An 18,887-nucleotide genomic window follows, 5' to 3' on the forward strand; every position below is an offset into this window, starting at 1 on the left:
GGAAAACTCCCCGTCACCGGAAGCTTTCCGTTTCATATTAGGCTTGTTGCTATTCGTCCGCGTCATCTTCCCGCAAGCTCTCCAGATATTCAGCCGTTGCCCGGTCGCGGGCCCGGCCCTTATCCTTCAGGCGTTCGATTGCCGGGAGAATGAGCACATCAATTTCCTTCTGGACATGATAAGCCAGATCATACCGGCTTTGATCCTCGAGATAGGAACCGGCCTCAATCAGGCCGTTATAGCGGTCCAGCTCTTCACGCGTCAACAGTCCGCGAACTTGCACGCTGCAGTGGCGCATCTTAAAGGAATCTTCCTTTTTTGAGCACCAGAGGGATGCCGCCGATAATGAACAGGTAACGCATATCCACAACCTTCTTCAGCTGCGCCGCGGTCCAGCCTTTGTACGTCTTATCGCCTACAACGGCAATGCCTTGTCCTTTTCCAAGGGAGGCTACGGTGCCTTTGTTGCTGAAGGAGAACTTCTTCGGCTGCTGGCTGCGGATCGCCGCCACCAGGTTAAATGCGCAACATTCGCCCTGCTGCATGGCAATTTGTGCAGTCGGCGGATACGGGCGTCCTTCCGGATTAATCATCAGGGAGCCGTCGCCAATAATAAAGATATTCTCATGTCCCGGTGCGCGCAGATATTCATCTATCTTCACACGTCCGCGCATCGCTTCAAAACCGGCTGCTTCGATCAGCCGGTTGCCGCGGATTCCGCCGGTCCAGACGATTGTGGAAGCCTTGATTTCCTCGCCGGTTGCGAGAATAACGCCATTCGGCAGACATTCCTTAATGGCTACTCCGATCTTGAAGGTTACCCCCTTCTTCGTAAGCACCGTCATCGCATGCTCAACCAGTTCAGGGGCAAAGCCCGGCAGCGCCGTCGGGGCCGCTTCCACGTTGTAGATATTCACCATACTAGGATCTACATCATATTCTTTGCACAGCGCAGGGATACGGTCAGCCAGCTCAGCTACAAATTCGATGCCGCTGAAACCCGCGCCGCCCACAACGAAATTAATATGCTCCTGTGCATTATTCTCATTCTTGTATTTGGCAAATTGATATTCGATATGCTCGCGGATCAGCCGTACCGAATTGATGCTGCGAATCGTCAGCGCATATTTATCAAGTCCCGGAATGCCGAACGTTTCAGGCTCGCCGCCTAGCGCAATCACAAGATAATCATACGAGAGCGTACCGTCCTCCAGAATGACTTTTTTCTGTTGGGTACGGATTTCCTGCACGGAAGATTTCACGAGATCAATCTTAAATTCATCAATCAGTTTGGAGATAGATACGCGTGTATGTTCAATGCTGTCCGTTCCCGCAGCAGGCATATGCAGGTGGGTAGTGAAATAGTGATACTCATGTCGGTTAACTAGCGTCACATCGGCTTCATTGTAATTCAAAGCCTTTTGCAGCCGCTGGGCAGTTAAAATACCTCCATATCCCGCGCCTAGGATAACGATTTTTGGAATACTGCTCATGTTCCGGCTCCTTCCAACAGGTAAATCTGTCTATGTGTTATTTTTTGTAAAAATATTTAGCGTTCTTTTGTGAATTTATACACTTAAATTCAGAAGAATTTCCAATTAAACTTAAAGGATTTCTAAAATAACCATATCCATTGTAAACCTTAGTATCGTTTTAATCAAATATAATCATGCAAAAAAACGTCACAATTTTCAGGTCATTTAAAGCCTTTGCAGGGTGGTCCCACAATGTTTATAATGAGTAAGTACCCTAGTATGGCAAATTGAATATATCAACTCGGAGGTGTAATATTACGTGACACTAGAGCAATCCGGCGTTCCTATGAGCGACCTTCTGATTATAGGCGGCGGTCCGGCCGGCATGTTTGCTGCCTTCTACGGCGGAATGCGTCAGGCATCAGTAACCCTTATTGAAAGTATGCCCCAATTGGGAGGGCAGCTCGCTGCTCTTTATCCCGAAAAATATATTTACGATGTGGCAGGATTCCCCAAAGTTACCGGACAGGAACTGGTTGACAACCTTTCACGGCAAATGGACCTGTTCCAGTCTAACATCTGTTTGGAAGAAAAGGTCGTATCTGTCGAGAAACGTGACGAACGCCATTTCGTCGTCACTACCGATAAAGCGGAATACCATAGCAAGGCTGTCATCATTACCGCCGGCGTAGGCGCGTTTGAACCGCGTCGTCTGGAGGTAGCAGATGCACAGCGTTTTGAGAAAGCCAATCTGCATTATTTTGTAAACGATTTGAATGCATTTAAAGGCAAAAAGGTGCTGATCAGCGGCGGCGGAGATTCTGCAGTGGACTGGGCACTTATGCTTGAACCGATCGCCGAGCAGGTAACCCTGATTCACCGCCGCGATAAATTCCGCGCCCACGAGCACAGTGTAGAGAATCTCATGGCCTCCAAGGTGAATGTAATTACCCCTTCGGAGATCACAGAGCTGCATGGTGAAGAATTTATTACCAAGGTCACCTTGTCCCATATTAAGACCAAAGAGACACAGGAAATTGAAGTCGACAGCGTAATCGTCAATTTCGGCTTCGTTTCTTCTCTTGGACCTATCGCCGAGTGGGGCATTAAGATTGAGAGCAACTCCATCGTTGTTGACTCGCGTATGGAAACAAGCATTCCGGGAATCTTCGCTGCCGGCGATATTACCACCTATCCGGGCAAGCTGAAGCTGATCGCTGTAGGATTCGGCGAGGCGCCTACCGCTGTGAACAATGCCAAGGTATATATCGACCCTGAAGCCAAGCTTTCACCGGGACATAGCAGCAATCTTAAGCTCTAAGCCAACTGCCAATACTTTCACAATAAAAGGGTATCCTTTCAGGTTGATTCCACTTCAACTTGAAAAGATACCCTATTTAGTGCCGCTTGCGGTTAAAGATAAGCAGCTGCTGCAGAAATATTCTATGATCTTTAATGTAAAACCGCGTGTACTGGAGAGTGTAAGTTCCGTTTGCGAATTTCAGCGAGTAAAAGAGCGATGAAATCATGCTCTAATTGGAGCTCTATAGCTCTCTGATAAGAGTCCAACAACATCTCATCCGACAATTCAACCATAACGTTCACCTACCTTTCCTTTATTTGGATCTGAATCTATCATAGCAAACTATCATTTTTCGAACAAGCGTTCTCATTATCCACAGCCAACTGTGGAAATCCTGTGCATAATATGTGAGTAAGGGTTGCGAAGGCCCATGCTCCGCAGTGGAATATGGGGATAATAGTTATGCACAGGAACAAATCACAGGATATTCAGCAAAAATATTTTTGTTATGTTCAAATATTTAACATTTATTACCTCATATTACCTCATGAGTGGCATAACTAAACGCTATTCTATCTTATTACTATTACTATCGTCAATTCTTAAAATAATGTTTATTTATTGTGGTCTTGTATTTACTTCCAGAATCCAAATTTTCCCGGAATTATCTATAGCATAATCAAAGCCCAACTCACCTATTCCCGGAAAATGACGTTCCATCAGCTCTGTACATACCAAGGTTAGTCGCCGCATCTCCGCTTTTTTGGTAGCCGTTCTGTTGCGTGGCAACGATTTTCTCAGCCCTTCACGGCAGCTCATCATCGTTCCGCCCTTGCACAAGTTGGTCACGAATAGCCCCGGACGGGCTAATCTTCCCACCATGGAACGAAACTCCCAACGAGCTCCGTTTTTTACTACCTTAACCCGATAATCAATCGGGCGCCCGGCAATCCGGGCCAGTGAGATACCCTGCTGCATCAAATATTTCCGTCTTACCTTCACACGCTCAAGCGCCTGCCTCATGGAAGAGAAATCCCGGTACACGCGTGTTTTGTCCATATACGTGAAGCCGTACCCACGCCCGTCCAGAAACACTTTAATTACCCCGTAACCCCCGCCGCCTACGACAGGTTTAATCACAACATTCCCATAACTTCTCAGCATTTTAAGCAGCCCGGCAGCACTGTATTCCCTTGTTCTCGGAATGTAACCGGCAACCCGCGCATCGCTAAGCAGCGCTTCGGTCTTCAGCCATTTGCTGGCCAGTTGTCTTCCCGCCATTTTAATCCCGCTCCTTTCGATTCCCAGCCTACCCTATACATTACTCAGGAGCGGCCCCGCCTTCCTGTATGATTGTCCGTGTAAGAAGGCGTTCACAGCAAAAAAGGGCATATGGCTCCGGGGCCGTATGTCCTGGGACTTTATCCGCACTGCGCTGTATTCATCCGCATCATCCGACAATCATTTTTTCGACGGCAACAGCGCGGTTATTTTGACGATTCAATAGAAATGATTCGATGTAGAGCTTCTGCAGACTGACTGGAATAATCTTAAAATTCATTGTATTATTGCGGTAAGAGGAGGGATCCTTAGTGGCACAATTGTTCGAGGTATTGTATTGGGTGGCTATGATTGGCATGTCTGTTGTCTTGGCGGGTACCACCATCCTTGTCTGCGCGCTCGGCTTCAAGTTTATAAAAGACCGCCGCAGAGTGCTTGGCGCCAGTTGTATCGCCTTCTCTATGGGAGCCGCCGCTTTAATTGTGTTTATGATTAACTTCAAGTTTATCCTTCCGGCCTGATTGCGGCGATCGTTTCACTCCTTCATTGCAGATACTATACTCTATGAAGGAGTGAGAGGATGGCTTGTGCAGATGGACAGCTTCATTCGCTGAGATCTATTAACCTACTTATATATATAAGTTGAACTTTAGACTTACCGAGCCGGCATAGAACGCAACTGCAGTGAATATTTGGACTTCCGGCCGCTGTTATCTTCGGATTTCTTGATTTTTACCACAAATAGCAGGGTTCATGCCTATTCCCGTACTTTACGACCCGATCAGCTTTCTCTTAAAGACAACAATAATATCTCTGGAAGCCCCCCTGGAATTCCGAATTATCAACTCTGCCGCCCCAAAATCCGCCGGTCTTAAATTTAATTGTTCTGTATTCCCATCGCTCCATGTGGCCGCTCCTGTTCTTATATGTAATTATTTGCTTGATACGTACTCTTCCTCCAGAATGGAATACTGGTAAGAATCATGCCAACTTCCCTTGTACCACTTATGTCCTCTCAAATGCCCCTCGTACCTCATTCCGGCCTTTTGCAGTACTTTGGCAGAGCCTGTATTCTCCGGACGGCAGGTCGCATATATTCTGTGAAGAGCAAGCTGCCGGAAGCCGAAAGATATTAGAGCACAAGCAGCTTCCGCCGCAAACCCCTGCCCCCAATACCGGGAATTAAAGCAATAACCTATCTCTCCCTGGCCCTGCTCAGGCGTATGAATTCCGCAGCCGCCAATCAGCTGATGGGTCTCTTTCAGAAACACTGCAAATTCAAAAGCTTTACGCGGCTCCTGATGCTGCTGGCTGATTGTTAAATGAAGATAGTTTATTGTTTCCTCTTCGGTGTTGGGCCCCCACATCATATGCTTTACTACCCTTGGGTCCGATGCGTAGCCGTGAACTGCTGCACAATCCTCACTTGTAAATTCCCGGATGATCAGCCGCTGCGTTTCAATGATCAATTCAAATCACTTCCTTAATAAGAATAGTAATGTGCCGTATGGTTCATTTATGCTCCAGTATATCAGGCACACCAAATATTGGAAATACAAAAAGACTCCAAGGCGATTAACCTTGAAGTCTTATTTTGTATGTCATGAAGGGTTGTATCTTTGACACTAAACGACTCTTCCCATTCAGCAAGGCTCAGCTGCAGGCTTGCCGGCATCGTCCTTCGTTCGGAAGGAGGAACCGCAGCCGCAGGTGGCGGTGGCATTCGGGTTATTAATGGTGAACCCGCCGGTCATGCCGGATTCTTCGAAGTCGATCTCCAGACCGTTGAGATAACGGATGTCGTCTTTACTTACAACTACCTTGAGATCAGCGACATCCAGGTAGACATCCTGCTCGCTCTCGTTATCGTCAAAGCCCATAGCGTAGGAGAACCCGCTGCAGCCCCCCGGGGTTACGCCAAGACGAAGGAACATGTTGGGAAGCTCCTGCTCAGCCAGCATTGTCTTGAGTTGTTCTGCCGCTGTTTCACTAATTGTAATCATGATCTCAACCTCCTGAAAGTTTGTTAGCCTATCTGCTTCTTATGCTATGACAGCCTTCCGGCCAAAAGTAATTTTCTATATTAAATTAAGTATACCCCACTCTTCCCATGCCCTCAAGTCATATCTGCTGCCTTGGATACGATTTATCCGCTCTATACTTCAAGTCTCAGCGGTTGCTCACCCTTGGAGAGAGGTTTATAATAGGGGAAGCAATATACGTAAAAATTCGGAAAATTGTCACGGAGGCCATCAAAGCCTCCATTTTTTACGCTGGACAACGTGTGTTTTAGTAATTTTCGGTTACGATTCTGCGGGTGTATTCACCTCGCCAAACCTTCAGGAGGAAATCATATGTCTACTCTTATCACCCCCCACACAGACGCCAGAATGGCGAACATTATCGAAAAGGTTCGCGGCGGAGAACGATTAAATTTGGAAGACGGCGTTTATTTATATGAGAGCAACGATTTGCTAACGATCGGCCAGCTGGCTAATGAGGTCAACCAGCGCAAGAATGGAAACAAGGTATATTTTATCGAAAACATGAGTCTTTATTTCACCAATGTTTGCGAATCCCACTGTGCATTCTGCAATTTCCGCAAGGATGACGGAGAAGAAGGCGCTTATACGCTTTCCGGTCAGGAAATGGTGCAATATGTCGAACAGCATATTCATCCCGGCGTACGCGAATTCCATATTGTCGGCGGCCATAATGATAAGGTGCCCTTCCAATATTACGTTGATTCGCTGAAAGCTCTGCATGAGCGGTTTCCTGAAGTTACCTTAAAAGCCTATACTGCGGCGGAAATTGATTTCTTCACCCGGATCAGCGGACTCAGCATCCGTGAAGTGCTGGAGCAGCTGCGCGCAGCCGGACTCCAATCACTTACCGGAGGCGGAGCTGAAATTCTCTCTGACCAATACCGTAAAAAAATGCGTGTTGATAAAGCAAACGTCGAAGAGTATCTGGAAGTGCACCGGGTTGCCCATCAGATGGGCATGAAGACGCACACCACTATGCTCTATGGCTCCATCGAATCGCATGAGGACCGCATCCGCCATATGCTGCAAATCCGCGAGCTGCAGGATGAGACGAATGGATTTATGGTATTTATCCCGCTGTCCATGCAGCCCAAGAACAAAAACGCCGGGATTATGCGCCGCAACTCCGCGTACGAGGATCTTAAGACGATTGCGATCAGCCGTTTGATGCTGGATAATATTGACCATATTAAAGCTTACTTCATTAATATTGGCGCGCAGCTCACTCAAGTTGCCTTAAGCTTTGGAGCTTCCGACGTGCATGGCACGATCTTAAAAGAACGGATCAGTCACGCCGCGGGTGCTTTAACGCCCGAAGGTCTGACACGCGAAGAATTGATCTGGCTCGTAAAAGGCGCCGGTCGGATTCCGGTTGAACGGGATACCTTCTACAATGAAATTAAGGTTTACGAATAAATAAACAACTGAGTTACCGGAATTGTCCTTCGCTGCTGGGAAAACCATATTTGAGCACTACTCGAAAGGAAGATCGGTCTGCATGAGAACACTACTCGTCCTGGGCGGCGGCTACGGCGGCCTTGCCCTTATCCAAGAACTGCTCAACAACCATCTCCCTCATGATATGGAGATCGTCCTAATCGACCGGATGCCTTATCAGGGAATCAAGACGGAGTATTATGCGCTTGCTGCAGGGACGGTGAACGATTACCATTTACGCATCCAATTTCCCGTGCATCCGCGTCTGACCGTCCGATATGGTGAGGTAGGCTCCATTGATCTGGAGAGCAGAATGATATTCATGGAGACCGGTGAGCCGGTTTCCTATGATATCCTGGCGATCGCTCTCGGCTGTACAGATAATTATCATGGCATTCAAGGAGCAGAGCAATATACCTGCAGTATCCAGAGCTTCTCGGGAACGCGGGAAACGTATCGGCGGCTGAATGATGTGAAGCCTTATGGAACAGTTAATATTGTAGGCGGGGGATTAAGCGGAGTGGAAATTGCTGCAGAGCTGCGTGAAAGCCGTCCTGACCTGAATATTTCTATACTGGATCGCGGGGAACGGGTGCTGTCGGCTTTTCCGGCGAAGCTGTCCAAGTATGTGGAAGAATGGTTCAGCGAACACCATGTCGAGACGCTAGGCAAAATTTCCGTATCTCATGTAGAAAAGGATGCCATCTACAATGGCACCCAGGCTATTCCTGCTGATGTTACTGTATGGACCGCCGGAATTCAGCCGGTCCGGGTAGTCCAGCAGCTCGAAGTAGCGAAAGACCGGAGTGGCCGGATCATGCTGGACCAATATTACAATATAGCGGATTATCCGGAAGTGTACGTGCTCGGCGACTGCGCCAGCCTTCCATTCGCTCCAAGTGCCCAGGCAGCCGGAGCGCAAGGGGAACAGGTAGCACATATCCTTCAGGCGCTGTGGCGCGGCGAAACGCCGAAGCTCCATGCGATCAAGCTGAAGGGAACGCTTGGTTCCCTGGGCAAACATGCCGGTTTCGGGCTGATGGGCCGCCGCTCCGTCATGGGACGTGTCCCCCGTCTGCTGAAAAGCGGCGTACTTTGGATGTCCAAACGGCCTTTGGGTTAAGTTAAGGGTAGGCCAAGGATAGGACTAGCCTTTGGCTAGTCCAGTTCCAGATTGTCCCATGCTTCCTGTTCCTTAATTGCGGCCTCGATAGCTGCTTCCAGTTCCTCCGGAGAAGCTGCTTCAATAATTTCGCCGTCAACCATGGCGAATGGCTGCAGGTAGCACTCGCCGCAGTTGTTCAGACAACCGTATTCAATTACATCGTATTCCGGATTTTGTTCCAGCTTTTGTTTCAGCGGTTCCGTGCCATGGCCAATATTACTGGCACAAAATTCAATAATTGGTCTCATGATGCTCTCCCTATTCTGCACTAACCATTTTATTTTTTAACTTTTTGTACTATAATGAACTTACGAAAGGAGTGATTGAGAAATGAGTGAGAATGTACAAAGCACCACCATGTATGATGAAGTACTGGAAGTGCTCGATAAACTTCGTCCGTTCCTGCAGCGCGATGGCGGTGACGTCGAACTGATCGATGTTGAAGACGGCATTGTTAAGTTGAAGCTTATGGGTGCCTGCGGCAGTTGCCCCAGCTCCACGATCACGTTGAAAGCCGGGATCGAACGCGCCCTCCTTGAAGAAGTAGAAGGCGTAGAAGAAGTTGTTCAAGTATTCTAATCCCGTTTGATACCGATCCCGGATCTTCTGAGAAGAAGACCCGGGATTTTTTTGAAGTATAAGAACTTATAGGCTTTACACTATAAATTATCGTTTCCACTTGTTATATATATTATAGAGGATTTCACATTTCGCAACAACCGGAGTGCTAAAAACCCCCGCATGCCTTTTTCTGGCATGCGGGGGTTTTCGTTGTAATCTGTTAAGTCGGCTAAGGCACTAGCTTAAAATGCAGGGATAATCGCACCTTCGTATTTCTCTTCGATAAATGCTTTAGCTTCCGCAGAGTTCAAAGCTGCAGCCAGTTTCTGGATAGCATCGGAATCCTTGTTATCAGGACGGGATACCAGCAGGTTGGCGTAAGGGGAATCTGCTCCTTCAATGAACAATGCATCTTTGGTTGGAACAAGGCCCGCTTCAAGTGCAAAGTTGGTGTTGATCAGAGCAATATCCACTTCATCAAGCTGGCGTGGCAGCATTGCTGCATCCAATTCAATGATCTCAAGTTTCTTTTTGTTTTCGGTAATATCCGCTTTGGTGGAAGTAATATTAGTGTCGTCTTTCAAGGTGATCAGACCGTTTTTGGCCAGCAGGATCAGTGCGCGTCCACCGTTGGTGGCATCGTTCGGAATGGCTACTTTCGCGCCGTCAGCCAGTTCATCAATCGATTTGATTTTTTTGGAATAAGCGCCGAAAGGTTCAACGTGAACAGCAGTTACCGATACCAGTTCCGAGCCGTTCTTTTTGTTCTGGTCATCAAGGTAAGGCTTGTGCTGGAAGAAGTTCGCATCCAGTGCCTTTTCGGCAAGCTGTGTGTTCGGCAGGATATAGTCTGTAAATTCTTTGATTTCCAGCTTGATGCCTTGTGCTTCAAGCAGCGGAGCGATAGCCTTGAGAATTTCAGCATGCGGCACAGGAGATGCGCCGACCACGAGGGTTACAGGTTCTGCAGCTGGTTCGGTCGTTGGCTCTGCAGAAGCATCTGTTACTGGTGCATTCGTTGCGGCGGAATTAGCCACGTTATTGGTATTGTTATTGTTGCCGCAAGCAGCCAGCACCAATACCAAGGTCAAACTGAAAAATGTGAGCAGTACTTTCTTCATCTGTAAATCCCCCTTTATTAAGTGTATGAATAAGGCTATATATGGACGTACCTTATTTCCGGGTAAAAAATTTGACCAGCCGGTCTCCGGCCATTTGCAGCAGCTGAACTAGTATAACCATCAGCACTACGGAGATAATCATAACTTCTTTCTCATACCGGTAATAACCGTAGCGGATTGCCAGGTCACCAAGACCGCCGCCGCCGATCATACCCGACATCGCGGTATAGGAAACGAGCGTAACGAGAGTGATGGTCACTCCGGCAAGCAAGCCTGGACGAGCCTCGGGCAAAAGTACACGCATAACGATCTGCCCTGTGGAAGCTCCCATTCCTTGTGCTGCTTCAATCACGCCCCGGTCAACCTCACGCAGTGCTGTCTCTACCAGCCTGGCAAAAAACGGAGCCGCACCGATGACCAGCGCCGGAATTGTACCGAGCACGCCTATCGAAGTCCCCATAATTGACTTGCTGAAAGGAATCAATGCTACCATTAGAATAAGAAATGGAACGGAACGCAGGATGTTTACAAGCAGCGATAATGCCGAGTAAATAACCCTGATAACAATGTTATTTGATCTTCCCCATAAATATAACACAATTCCGAGTGGTAAACCAAGAATAATTGTGAATATTCCGGAAAATGCCAACATTTTTAGTGTAGCCACTGATGCATCAAGCATTTCTTCCCAATTAATCGTATTAAAATTCAATCCGCCCACTATGAAATCACCTCCACATCAAGCCCCTGCGCCGTTAACTCGGCGATTGTGGCTTCAACCGCTTCAGGAGACCCTTCAAAACGGACAATCAGCTGGCCGTAAGGCACATCTTTAATTGTGGAGATTGTCCCCTGCAAAATCGCAAAGTTGACTCCGGTATCGCGGGCCACATGGGACAAGGTAGACTCGTACGTTTTTTGTCCCAAAAAGGTAATCTTGACGGCCTTGCCGAATTCACCGTTCACCGCATCAATGGCCGCCCGAAGAGGCCCGTCCTGCTGAGTTTCACTACGGATAAATTCCTTGGTTACTTCATGCTTGGGCTTTAGGAATACCTCTGCAACATTCCCCTGCTCGATAATACCGCCGCCATGAATGACTGCGACCCGGTCACAGATGCTCTGTATAACATGCATTTCATGCGTAATCAGCACAATGGTCAGATTAAATCGCTTGTTGATATCGAGCAGCAAACGCAGAATGGAATCTGTTGTCTGCGGATCCAGCGCTGAGGTCGCTTCGTCGCATAGCAGCACATCGGGATCACTAGCCAAGGCACGGGCCACGCCCACCCGCTGCTTCTGTCCACCGGACAGCTGGGCAGGATATTTGTTCAGATGTTGTTCGAGACCAACCAGTGTTATCAGTTCCTTCACTTTATGGTCAATTTCTTTTCCCGGAGTGCCCATCAGCCGCAGCGGAAAAGCGATATTATCGTATACTGTAGCCGAAGTGAGCAGATTGAAATGCTGAAAAATCATTCCGATTTTGCGCCGCTGCTCCTGCAATTGCCTCTGATTCAGCGCCGTCAGATCCACACCGTTCACCCATACCTCACCCTCTGTCGGACGCTCCAGCAGGTTAATGCATCGGATTAGGGTGCTTTTTCCCGCTCCGGAATGACCGATTACTCCAAAAACCTCACCTTTTTTGATGGACAGGTTCAGATCCCAGAGCGCTGTAGCGGCCTTGCTGCCTTTTCCGTAGACCTTGGTTAAACCTTTTAGCTCTATCAATTGATGTCCCCCTCTCTTTATTTCTTTCTATAACATCAAAAAGACCTCTTACGATCGATTGCAGATCGCAAGAGGCCCTGTGCGTTTATTAACAATGCCTTCTCATCTGCCAAAGACCGCAAACCACGCGGTATTGTAGGAATTAGCACCATGACATTCATCTAAAACGCGGGTTGACGCGTATTACACAAATCGGTTGCCGGGCTTCATCGGGCCTATCCCTCCGCCGCTCTCGATAAGATTATGATATGAAATTAGTTGCCGTTCTCTGTGAGAAACGAATGCATGCCTAAGTATAGTAAGTTTCAGGTTTTTTGTCAAAGGGAAAGTTTTACTTAGAGCCGTCTCTTGCTTTCAAGGCTGCCGCGTTTTTACGCCACTGCTCATTGCTGTAACGGAACGAAGCGCTTAAAGATTTGCACACCATCTCAAGGCACTGCTTTAAATCCTCCAGATGACTGTCCAAATCTTCAAGCTGAATTTTGTCATGCAGCCCTTGATGTCTTTGCCAGAGATCATCCTGCATTTCTGCATTCATATAATGAATTTCGGCGTTGCGGCGTTTACGCAGATTCTGCAGCGGCTCCCGGTAAGAGTTCTTGATATTCTCCAGTTCTTCCGCCAGCGGCGCATGCGCTTTGAGCAATTGAAATTGCCGCAGCACGGTGAAATACGAGAAATGGGCTTTGACCTTGGTCGTGTTGAGATTATACAGACTGTTCAATACAGTTCCAAGCTTGTCCAGCAGTGAGAAGACACGAATAAAGCCGTTTTTATAAAAATAAACGTACCGGGCATAATCGCCCTGCTCGATCACCGTCATATCATCCATATAACCGGCAACAACCAATTTCCTGTAAAAGGCTGCCGCGAACCAGCTTTGCTCCAACTCGTCCAGGGAGGAAATCAGCCCGCGCGTCCATATCTCCAGCTTGCGGTATTCATGGTCGTGGTCCTCATGCGCGTTCATCTCCTTGCGCAGCATCGCTGCAAGCTTCGCCATGTTGTCCATGGCTTCAGCCAGTACACCGCCGTTCTCGCGCGGCGGTTCTCCCAGTAATATCCGCAGCATGTTTTGTCCTCCTTAAAGTTTTGTAAGCATTACATCCTGAATCTACTTCGTACAAAACTCGCTTCGGAAGCATTCGCTTAGTTATGTGAGCAATTCTTCCTGATTCTTCTTCGTACAAAACTAACATCGGAAGCATTCGCTTAGTTATGTGAGCATCGGGAAATAGTTCCTCCAGTTTTGGTCGACCACCTTCACAATATCCCCGCATGGTTCCAGCTCATCCGGATAATCGGGCTTCATGCGGGCGTCGATAACAATCGGCAGCTTATAGCCAATGTGATGGCGGTTAACCTCGGATTCTGCGTAAATATCGCTCGCCGGATTAAACCGGGTGAACACAGTCCACAGAAAGGAGGTTTGCGTCTGAGCAGTTTCAGCGGCGTGATCCACCAGGATGACGAGCGGCCATTCCGTTTCGTTCTGGCGCAGTTCGGCGATCAGTCTCAGCGGAAGCTCAGGGTCGTCTATATAGGATGCACCCGATACCGTTAAACATCCTCCGCAATAAGGAACAACGCCGGTAATTCCGGGAAGCACTCCCTCATTATAGATACGGGGAAGGACCCGAACCGGGGAGCCGGTTCCCATCATTATGCCTTTACTGCCGCGATTCAGCTGCTGTCCAGTATAATCAGAGGTATCTTGAGCCGTATTATTCAGCACAACCAGATCAGTTTTCGGATCGAAACGCTCCAGTACCGTCTCCAGCAGCTTGGGGAAATCGCAAAGATCCACCGGCTCATTCGTCAGCAGCAGAAATTTGGTCAAAGACAGCTGGCCTTCTCCCAGAATGCGAAAAGCCGAGGCCAGCGCTTCGCGCGAATAGCTTTCACGCACAACGGCGGCTGCCAGCGAATGCGAGCCGGCTTCGGTATAAGACCACAGCGCCTTGACTGACGGCATCAGCAGCGGATAGGCCGGGGACAGGAGGCGCTGAAGAAAATCCTTCAAATAATAGTCCTCCTGGCGGGGTTTGCCGGCAATCGTTGCCGGATAAATCGCATCCTTGCGATGCCACATCCGCTGAACATGCAGGACAGGGAAATCATGCTGCCGGGAATAATATCCGTAGGGATCTCCGAAAGGTCCCTCCGGGCGACGCTCCAGCGGCGTTACAAGACCGCGGATGGCAAATTCGGATTCAGCGGGAATCCGGTGTCCGCCCATGGGATCCTTAACCATGGGCAGCCGGCGGCCAAGCATCAGCGAAGCCAGCAGCAGTTCAGGCAGCCGCTCCGGCAGGGGAGCAATGGCTGAGGCAATCAGCGCCGGCGGGCCGCCGAGAAATACGGAGACTGGCAGCGCCTCGCCGAGCAGTTCAGCCTCACGGTGATGAAAACCGCCGCCTTTATGGATTTGCCAATGGACACCTGTTGTATTATCATCATAAATTTGCACACGGTACATTCCAAGGTTACGGTTCAACGGATTGGTAATACTCTCGGTATATACTAACGGAAGGGTAATCAGCGGCCCGCCATCCTCGTGCCAGCTTGTCACTCTGGGCAACTCCTGCAGCGGGTCGGTACTGCGGCATATGCCCAGCACAGGCGCTTCACCCTGCGGCACATCTTTGACGCCGACCTTGAGCAGATCATACAGCAGCCCTTTTTCTTTCCATATCGCCGAGGGGGTGGGCGGCAGCAAAGTTTCCACCGCCCCCGTCAGCGACTTCATCAGCTGTTCGGGCCGGGTCCCAAATGCCTGGTTTACCCTGCGGACCGTCCCGAATAAATTTGTCGCGACCGGAAAAGGTGTTCCTTTTACATGGGTAAAGAGCAATGCCGGCCCTTCTTCCCGAACCACACGCCGATGAATCTCCGCCAGTTCAAGATAGGGGTCCACCGGAGTATCAATCACAGCGAGATCCTTATCCTTTCTCAACTGCTCGATCCATTGACGCAAATTATCGTATCCCACTTTATTGTTCCTCCTCAAACCTGGCTGAGTGCCCAAAGTCTGATTGGCAGTCTCTACTGAGAACTAACGATACAGGACAGACGAACATTTCCCCTGCATTTAGTTTGATTTATTCTTTCTGCTCAGCTGCCCTACACGCACACTCATGTAGCACAAGACTCCGAACAGTCCAGCAATCAGCAAAATATGGGCCAGCGCAGCAAATATGTACAATTGTTCGTTATACAGCGTATGCACCACAGCCGCACCGCTGAGTACCTGCAGCAGGCAGAGCACAACCGCGACAACGCCCAGAGCCCTCAGCTCAGGCCATGCTCTGTGTTTCCAATAGGCTAAATGTCCAAGCAGTGCAATCAGAACAAACAGCAGCGCCGCCGCAACCCGGTGTACAAACACAATGCCTACACCACCAGACAGCTCGGGAATCCATTCCCCATTGCAGAGCGGCCAGCCGGAGCAGCCTCCCTGTGAATCTGTGTGGCTAACATAAGCTCCGATATAAACGACAATATATGAATATAACGCCGTAAACCACGTTAAGTTGCGGAACCCCCGGCTTACCCCTTGACCGTAAGCTTCCTCTACGGCTCTAGATTCATGCCGCCTCTTCGTCCCCAGCGCGAGCATGAGTGAGCTGGCGAAAGCAATTAAAGAGAAGCCCATATGCAGGGCCATCACCGCAGCAGACTGCGCTTGCATGACCGCAAGCGCTCCCATTCCACCCTGTACCACTACAAAAAAAAGTGTCAGCCCAGCATAAACGAGCAGTTCCTTCTGTCTGCGGGCATAACGCCAAAAGGCAAACACCGATATTAACGACATCAAACCCGCCAACCCACTGAACAAGCGGTGGGTGTACTCGATCATTGATCCCACGGTATAGGCTGGAATCAGCTTTCCGTGGCAGAGCGGCCAATCATGTCCGCACTCCAGTCCCGATCCCGTCTTCGTGACCACAGCGCCTCCAAGCAAGGCGAAAAACATTGTGAGACAAGTGATATAGCTAAGCGTTTTCAATTGATTTGTCGTCAATAGGATCACCCGCTTTTTTCATAGGAATGAACTGGATAATATAAGGATAATTTATAGCATGAAGTATATAAATTCTTTTATTTTAAAAAAAACACCGCTTCTGCTCTATCAAGGCGAAAGCGGTGTGCAAACATCATTACTTGTGAATACTCAGATAAACCTCAAGCGCCGTATTCAGAAAACTCTCAATTTCCTCACGGGATTTGCGCAGCTTATTAACGAATCTTACAAGCTCACGCCCGTCGGTGTAAGCGACAAAGCTGGGAATTCCAAGAATGTTCTGTTCCTGGCTGACATCGCCTACCGCATCAACATCCACCTCTACAAGCGTAAGACGTCCATCGTATTTCTGCTCCACTTCAGGCATAAAAGGATCAATAAACTTGCAATCGGAGCACCAATCCGCCTTGAATATAGCTACGCTCAAGCGCGGTGATTGAATCGCTACCTGAAATTCCGCAGGGGAAGAAATTTTATCCATGGATTATCCAATCCTTTCTTCATCATTGAGTCGGTTACCCTTTAAGTGAAGCAAAATGTGCTCAGGAAGTCAAATAAAATAGACGAAATAAGATATTAATCATAGCATTATTCGTTAGTACGAACACGTTCAGGCTGAAGCTTCATCAGTGGTTTGAGCAGCTTCTGCAAAGCACGCGGATAACTGGCAACCTCCTGGCGGCTCAGCACACCCAGCACAATCAGGAGTACAAGATAAATTACAACAACAGCCGCTCCCACAACCAGACAGGTAATCAGGAAAGCAATCCGTGCAGGCATCAGATGGGTCAGCATAACTCCAGCTTCGTTCAGGCCGTAACCAATTCCGCCGGAAGCGAGGACCGCAATGGCAAATCCGCCCCACCGTTTACCCATAATCTCAAAAGGAACAATCGTTTTGAGCATGCGCAGATTTAGATAAGTAATAATGAAGAAGCAAAGCGCCGTTGCTGCGATAATGCCGTATATCCCGAAGGCGCGGCTCAGCAGGAAGTTTGAACCCAATTTCACGAGAAGACCTGCCATAACATAATACATGGAAATTCGTGATTTCCCCATTCCCAGCAGAATGGAGTTGGTCGTCATCATTGTAATCTGAAAAATCGTTCCAAGCGTCAGCATCGCAACAATCCCGCTGCCATCAAGACTGCTGAAGATCAGTCCGTTCACAGAATAGGCTGAGACAACGAGAGCAAGTACAATCGGTGTTCCCGTTAATATCGAAATGCGCATCGCGAGCGTCACCTGGCGTTTCAAATGCTCTTCATCGCGCCGGGCGTAGGCGGCTGAGATAATCGGAATCAGCGAGGTGCTTAGCGCAATGGACAACACAGGAGGTATTCCCGCGATACTCTGCGCCCGGCTGCCAAAGATCGCCAAAGCCTGGGTCGCTTCTGCCATGCCGATTTGTCCACTAAGCAGTGGCACAATGAAGGAAGTATCGATAAAGTTCACTACCGGAACTGTAATTGAAGATAACACAATGGGTATAGAAAGCTTAAAAATATCCTTGTAAATGCCCAGCAGCGGCAATTTGGCTTCATTGGTTTTATAGAGGGCCACTTGCTCCTCACTGCGGCGCAGCTTTACTGCATAATAAAGCATGACGCCAAATGCGCCGATACTGCCGAGCACGCTGCCGAATGAAGCGCCGGCTGCCATCCATGTATTGCTGTATCCCTGGCGGAGCAAAATAAAAGCGAGCAGCACGGCCGTGGATACCCGGGCAATCTGCTCGACAATTTGCGAGATTCCTCCAGCCATCATATTGTTACGTCCCTGGAAATAACCGCGCATCATCGCGATGCAGGGAAACAGCAGCAGCGCCGGGGCAATAGCACGGATGGCCAGGGTGCTCTCAGGAACCTTGGTATGTTCCGCATAATAAGGAGCAGCTATGTACAAGATTGTACTCATCAGCACACCTACAATAGCGGCAAATATAAGTGCGGCCCGGTACACCTGCTGCGCTTCATGCGGCCGGTTCAGGGCGTAACGCTCGGATACCATTTTGCTTAGTGTACTGGGGATTCCGGCTGTTGCCAGCGGCAGCAGCAGCAGGTAGACGTTGTTCGCCTGCGTGAACGAAGCGTTCCCCTTAACATCAAATAAATGCTCCAGCGGCACCCGCTGGACAAGCCCGAGCACCCGGGCCACGAGCGCAGCCGCAGCCAGAATAAGCGTGCCTTTGACAAAAGATTCTTTCTTGGACAAACTGTTTCGCCTTCTTCGCTGTTAATTTATTACGATCCAGATAAAGAAAAGGATCACCATGGCAATTTGCAGTATGATTTTGACTACCGTACTGCTGAATAGGCCAAGCAATGCACCGAAGCTAACCTTGACTGCTTTGCCGGGATTTGAGCCAGCCATCAGTTCACCTACAAACGCCCCAATGAAAGGACCGAGGATCAGTCCAAATGCCGGAATGACAAACGGACCTAGAATCAGACCGATGGTGCTGCCGATGACCGAAGAACGTGAGCCTCCGAACTTTTTGACCCCCCAGGCTCCCACGACATAATCGGCTACAAATAATACGACGACAATCAGTGTCTGAATAATCCAGAACCAGACTCCGAAGGGTCCGAAGCTGAAGAACCACCCGTATACAAAGAAGGCCAGATAAATCGCCAGCGCACCAGGGAGAATCGGGTATACAGCCCCGGCCAGTCCGACCGCGAATAAAGCAATAATCAGAATCCAACCCAGAATGGCCATTGGCTCATCTCCTTCAA

The 18,887-nt window shown here is 48.9% G+C and carries 21 protein-coding genes and 1 riboswitch; of the genes, 5 read left to right on the plus strand and 16 right to left on the minus strand.

Features of this window, described 5'->3' with window-relative positions:
* Nucleotides 1-49: 49 nt before the first annotated feature.
* Nucleotides 50-298, minus strand: coding sequence for a hypothetical protein (locus tag NST99_RS28055; protein WP_340896714.1), 249 nt, complete (start codon nt 296-298; stop codon nt 50-52).
* Nucleotide 299: 1 nt separating this feature from the next.
* Nucleotides 300-1,493 (minus strand): NAD(P)/FAD-dependent oxidoreductase, encoded by a 1,194-nt coding sequence (locus NST99_RS28060; protein ID WP_038596116.1) that lies wholly within the window; start codon nt 1,491-1,493, stop codon nt 300-302.
* Between the two features lie 328 nt (nt 1,494-1,821).
* On the opposite strand from NST99_RS28060, the gene NST99_RS28065 reads away from it, so the two are divergent.
* Nucleotides 1,822-2,796, plus strand: a complete 975-nt coding sequence (locus NST99_RS28065) for an NAD(P)/FAD-dependent oxidoreductase (RefSeq protein ID WP_445745049.1) — start codon at nt 1,822-1,824, stop codon at nt 2,794-2,796.
* Nucleotides 2,797-2,927: 131 nt separating this feature from the next.
* On the opposite strand, the gene NST99_RS28070 is transcribed toward NST99_RS28065, so the two are convergent.
* Complete coding sequence (locus tag NST99_RS28070; protein ID WP_076112513.1) at nt 2,928-3,071, minus strand: sporulation histidine kinase inhibitor Sda; 144 nt, start codon at nt 3,069-3,071, stop codon at nt 2,928-2,930.
* 325 nt (nt 3,072-3,396) lie between these two features.
* Complete coding sequence (locus NST99_RS28075) at nt 3,397-4,059, minus strand: YheC/YheD family protein (RefSeq protein WP_341096077.1); 663 nt, start codon at nt 4,057-4,059, stop codon at nt 3,397-3,399.
* Nucleotides 4,060-4,370: 311 nt separating this feature from the next.
* On the opposite strand from NST99_RS28075, the gene NST99_RS28080 reads away from it, so the two are divergent.
* Nucleotides 4,371-4,580 carry a hypothetical protein gene (locus NST99_RS28080; RefSeq protein WP_076112514.1) on the plus strand — a complete coding sequence of 70 codons (210 nt, stop codon included), beginning with the start codon at nt 4,371-4,373 and terminating at the stop codon, nt 4,578-4,580.
* A gap of 411 nt (nt 4,581-4,991) precedes the next feature.
* Here the strand turns inward: NST99_RS28080 and NST99_RS28085 are convergent, their stop codons facing one another.
* Nucleotides 4,992-5,528 (minus strand): GNAT family N-acetyltransferase, encoded by a 537-nt coding sequence (locus NST99_RS28085; protein ID WP_341096079.1) that lies wholly within the window; start codon nt 5,526-5,528, stop codon nt 4,992-4,994.
* A 174-nt stretch (nt 5,529-5,702) separates the two neighbouring features.
* Nucleotides 5,703-6,062 (minus strand): HesB/IscA family protein, encoded by a 360-nt coding sequence (locus NST99_RS28090; protein ID WP_038596130.1) that lies wholly within the window; start codon nt 6,060-6,062, stop codon nt 5,703-5,705.
* A 351-nt stretch (nt 6,063-6,413) separates the two neighbouring features.
* On the opposite strand from NST99_RS28090, the gene mqnE reads away from it, so the two are divergent.
* Nucleotides 6,414-7,520: an aminofutalosine synthase MqnE gene (gene mqnE, locus NST99_RS28095; RefSeq protein ID WP_038596132.1), complete on the plus strand. Its 1,107-nt coding sequence runs from the start codon at nt 6,414-6,416 to the stop codon at nt 7,518-7,520.
* An 82-nt stretch (nt 7,521-7,602) separates the two neighbouring features.
* A complete protein-coding gene (locus NST99_RS28100; RefSeq protein ID WP_341096082.1) occupies nt 7,603-8,664 on the plus strand; it encodes an NAD(P)/FAD-dependent oxidoreductase in 1,062 nt (353 codons plus the stop codon).
* Nucleotides 8,665-8,699: 35 nt separating this feature from the next.
* Here NST99_RS28100 and NST99_RS28105 read toward each other — a convergent pair whose 3' ends face one another.
* Complete coding sequence (locus NST99_RS28105; protein ID WP_341096083.1) at nt 8,700-8,954, minus strand: YuzB family protein; 255 nt, start codon at nt 8,952-8,954, stop codon at nt 8,700-8,702.
* Nucleotides 8,955-9,036: 82 nt separating this feature from the next.
* On the opposite strand from NST99_RS28105, the gene NST99_RS28110 reads away from it, so the two are divergent.
* The gene (locus NST99_RS28110; RefSeq protein ID WP_038596139.1) at nt 9,037-9,285 is read left to right on the plus strand and encodes a NifU family protein; all 249 of its coding nucleotides are present in this window, start codon (nt 9,037-9,039) and stop codon (nt 9,283-9,285) included.
* Between the two features lie 224 nt (nt 9,286-9,509).
* On the opposite strand, the gene NST99_RS28115 is transcribed toward NST99_RS28110, so the two are convergent.
* The 9 genes from NST99_RS28115 to NST99_RS28155 all read right to left on the minus strand — a co-directional run bounded on the left by NST99_RS28115 (nt 9,510) and on the right by NST99_RS28155 (nt 18,870).
* Nucleotides 9,510-10,388, minus strand: coding sequence for a MetQ/NlpA family ABC transporter substrate-binding protein (locus NST99_RS28115; RefSeq protein WP_341096085.1), 879 nt, complete (start codon nt 10,386-10,388; stop codon nt 9,510-9,512).
* Between the two features lie 52 nt (nt 10,389-10,440).
* Nucleotides 10,441-11,070 carry a methionine ABC transporter permease gene (locus NST99_RS28120; protein ID WP_445745050.1) on the minus strand — a complete coding sequence of 210 codons (630 nt, stop codon included), beginning with the start codon at nt 11,068-11,070 and terminating at the stop codon, nt 10,441-10,443.
* Nucleotides 11,071-11,108: 38 nt separating this feature from the next.
* The gene (locus tag NST99_RS28125; RefSeq protein ID WP_341096090.1) at nt 11,109-12,125 is read right to left on the minus strand and encodes a methionine ABC transporter ATP-binding protein; all 1,017 of its coding nucleotides are present in this window, start codon (nt 12,123-12,125) and stop codon (nt 11,109-11,111) included.
* A 99-nt stretch (nt 12,126-12,224) separates the two neighbouring features.
* A riboswitch (SAM riboswitch) is annotated at nt 12,225-12,367 on the minus strand.
* 89 nt (nt 12,368-12,456) lie between these two features.
* Nucleotides 12,457-13,197, minus strand: coding sequence for a Cthe_2314 family HEPN domain-containing protein (locus NST99_RS28130; protein ID WP_341096092.1), 741 nt, complete (start codon nt 13,195-13,197; stop codon nt 12,457-12,459).
* A 144-nt stretch (nt 13,198-13,341) separates the two neighbouring features.
* Nucleotides 13,342-15,117 (minus strand): UbiD family decarboxylase, encoded by a 1,776-nt coding sequence (locus tag NST99_RS28135; protein ID WP_341096094.1) that lies wholly within the window; start codon nt 15,115-15,117, stop codon nt 13,342-13,344.
* A 99-nt stretch (nt 15,118-15,216) separates the two neighbouring features.
* Complete coding sequence (locus NST99_RS28140) at nt 15,217-16,149, minus strand: COX15/CtaA family protein (RefSeq protein ID WP_341096096.1); 933 nt, start codon at nt 16,147-16,149, stop codon at nt 15,217-15,219.
* 136 nt (nt 16,150-16,285) lie between these two features.
* Nucleotides 16,286-16,630: a thioredoxin family protein gene (locus NST99_RS28145; protein WP_341096098.1), complete on the minus strand. Its 345-nt coding sequence runs from the start codon at nt 16,628-16,630 to the stop codon at nt 16,286-16,288.
* A 107-nt stretch (nt 16,631-16,737) separates the two neighbouring features.
* Nucleotides 16,738-18,363, minus strand: coding sequence for a putative polysaccharide biosynthesis protein (locus tag NST99_RS28150; RefSeq protein WP_341096101.1), 1,626 nt, complete (start codon nt 18,361-18,363; stop codon nt 16,738-16,740).
* 21 nt (nt 18,364-18,384) lie between these two features.
* Entirely contained in the window at nt 18,385-18,870 is a 486-nt protein-coding gene (locus NST99_RS28155; protein ID WP_341096103.1) for a DUF456 domain-containing protein, read from the minus strand.
* Nucleotides 18,871-18,887: the final 17 nt, after the last annotated feature.

This window comes from Paenibacillus sp. FSL L8-0470 (assembly GCF_038008625.1).
Lineage (GTDB): Bacteria > Bacillota > Bacilli > Paenibacillales > Paenibacillaceae > Paenibacillus_AQ.

Coding starts and splice junctions, on each gene's coding strand:
- NST99_RS28120 (WP_445745050.1), bottom strand. CDS start 11,070: ATGCTTGATGCATCAGTGGCTACACTAAAAATGTTGGCATTTTCCGGA.
- NST99_RS28090 (WP_038596130.1), bottom strand. CDS start 6,062: ATGATTACAATTAGTGAAACAGCGGCAGAACAACTCAAGACAATGCTG.
- NST99_RS28155 (WP_341096103.1), bottom strand. CDS start 18,870: ATGGCCATTCTGGGTTGGATTCTGATTATTGCTTTATTCGCGGTCGGA.
- NST99_RS28100 (WP_341096082.1), top strand. CDS start 7,603: ATGAGAACACTACTCGTCCTGGGCGGCGGCTACGGCGGCCTTGCCCTT.
- mqnE (WP_038596132.1), top strand. CDS start 6,414: ATGTCTACTCTTATCACCCCCCACACAGACGCCAGAATGGCGAACATT.
- NST99_RS28075 (WP_341096077.1), bottom strand. CDS start 4,059: ATGGCGGGAAGACAACTGGCCAGCAAATGGCTGAAGACCGAAGCGCTG.
- NST99_RS28060 (WP_038596116.1), bottom strand. CDS start 1,493: ATGAGCAGTATTCCAAAAATCGTTATCCTAGGCGCGGGATATGGAGGT.
- NST99_RS28145 (WP_341096098.1), bottom strand. CDS start 16,630: ATGGATAAAATTTCTTCCCCTGCGGAATTTCAGGTAGCGATTCAATCA.
- NST99_RS28105 (WP_341096083.1), bottom strand. CDS start 8,954: ATGAGACCAATTATTGAATTTTGTGCCAGTAATATTGGCCATGGCACG.
- NST99_RS28110 (WP_038596139.1), top strand. CDS start 9,037: ATGAGTGAGAATGTACAAAGCACCACCATGTATGATGAAGTACTGGAA.
- NST99_RS28070 (WP_076112513.1), bottom strand. CDS start 3,071: ATGGTTGAATTGTCGGATGAGATGTTGTTGGACTCTTATCAGAGAGCT.
- NST99_RS28065 (WP_445745049.1), top strand. CDS start 1,822: ATGAGCGACCTTCTGATTATAGGCGGCGGTCCGGCCGGCATGTTTGCT.
- NST99_RS28115 (WP_341096085.1), bottom strand. CDS start 10,388: ATGAAGAAAGTACTGCTCACATTTTTCAGTTTGACCTTGGTATTGGTG.
- NST99_RS28055 (WP_340896714.1), bottom strand. CDS start 298: ATGCGCCACTGCAGCGTGCAAGTTCGCGGACTGTTGACGCGTGAAGAG.
- NST99_RS28130 (WP_341096092.1), bottom strand. CDS start 13,197: ATGCTGCGGATATTACTGGGAGAACCGCCGCGCGAGAACGGCGGTGTA.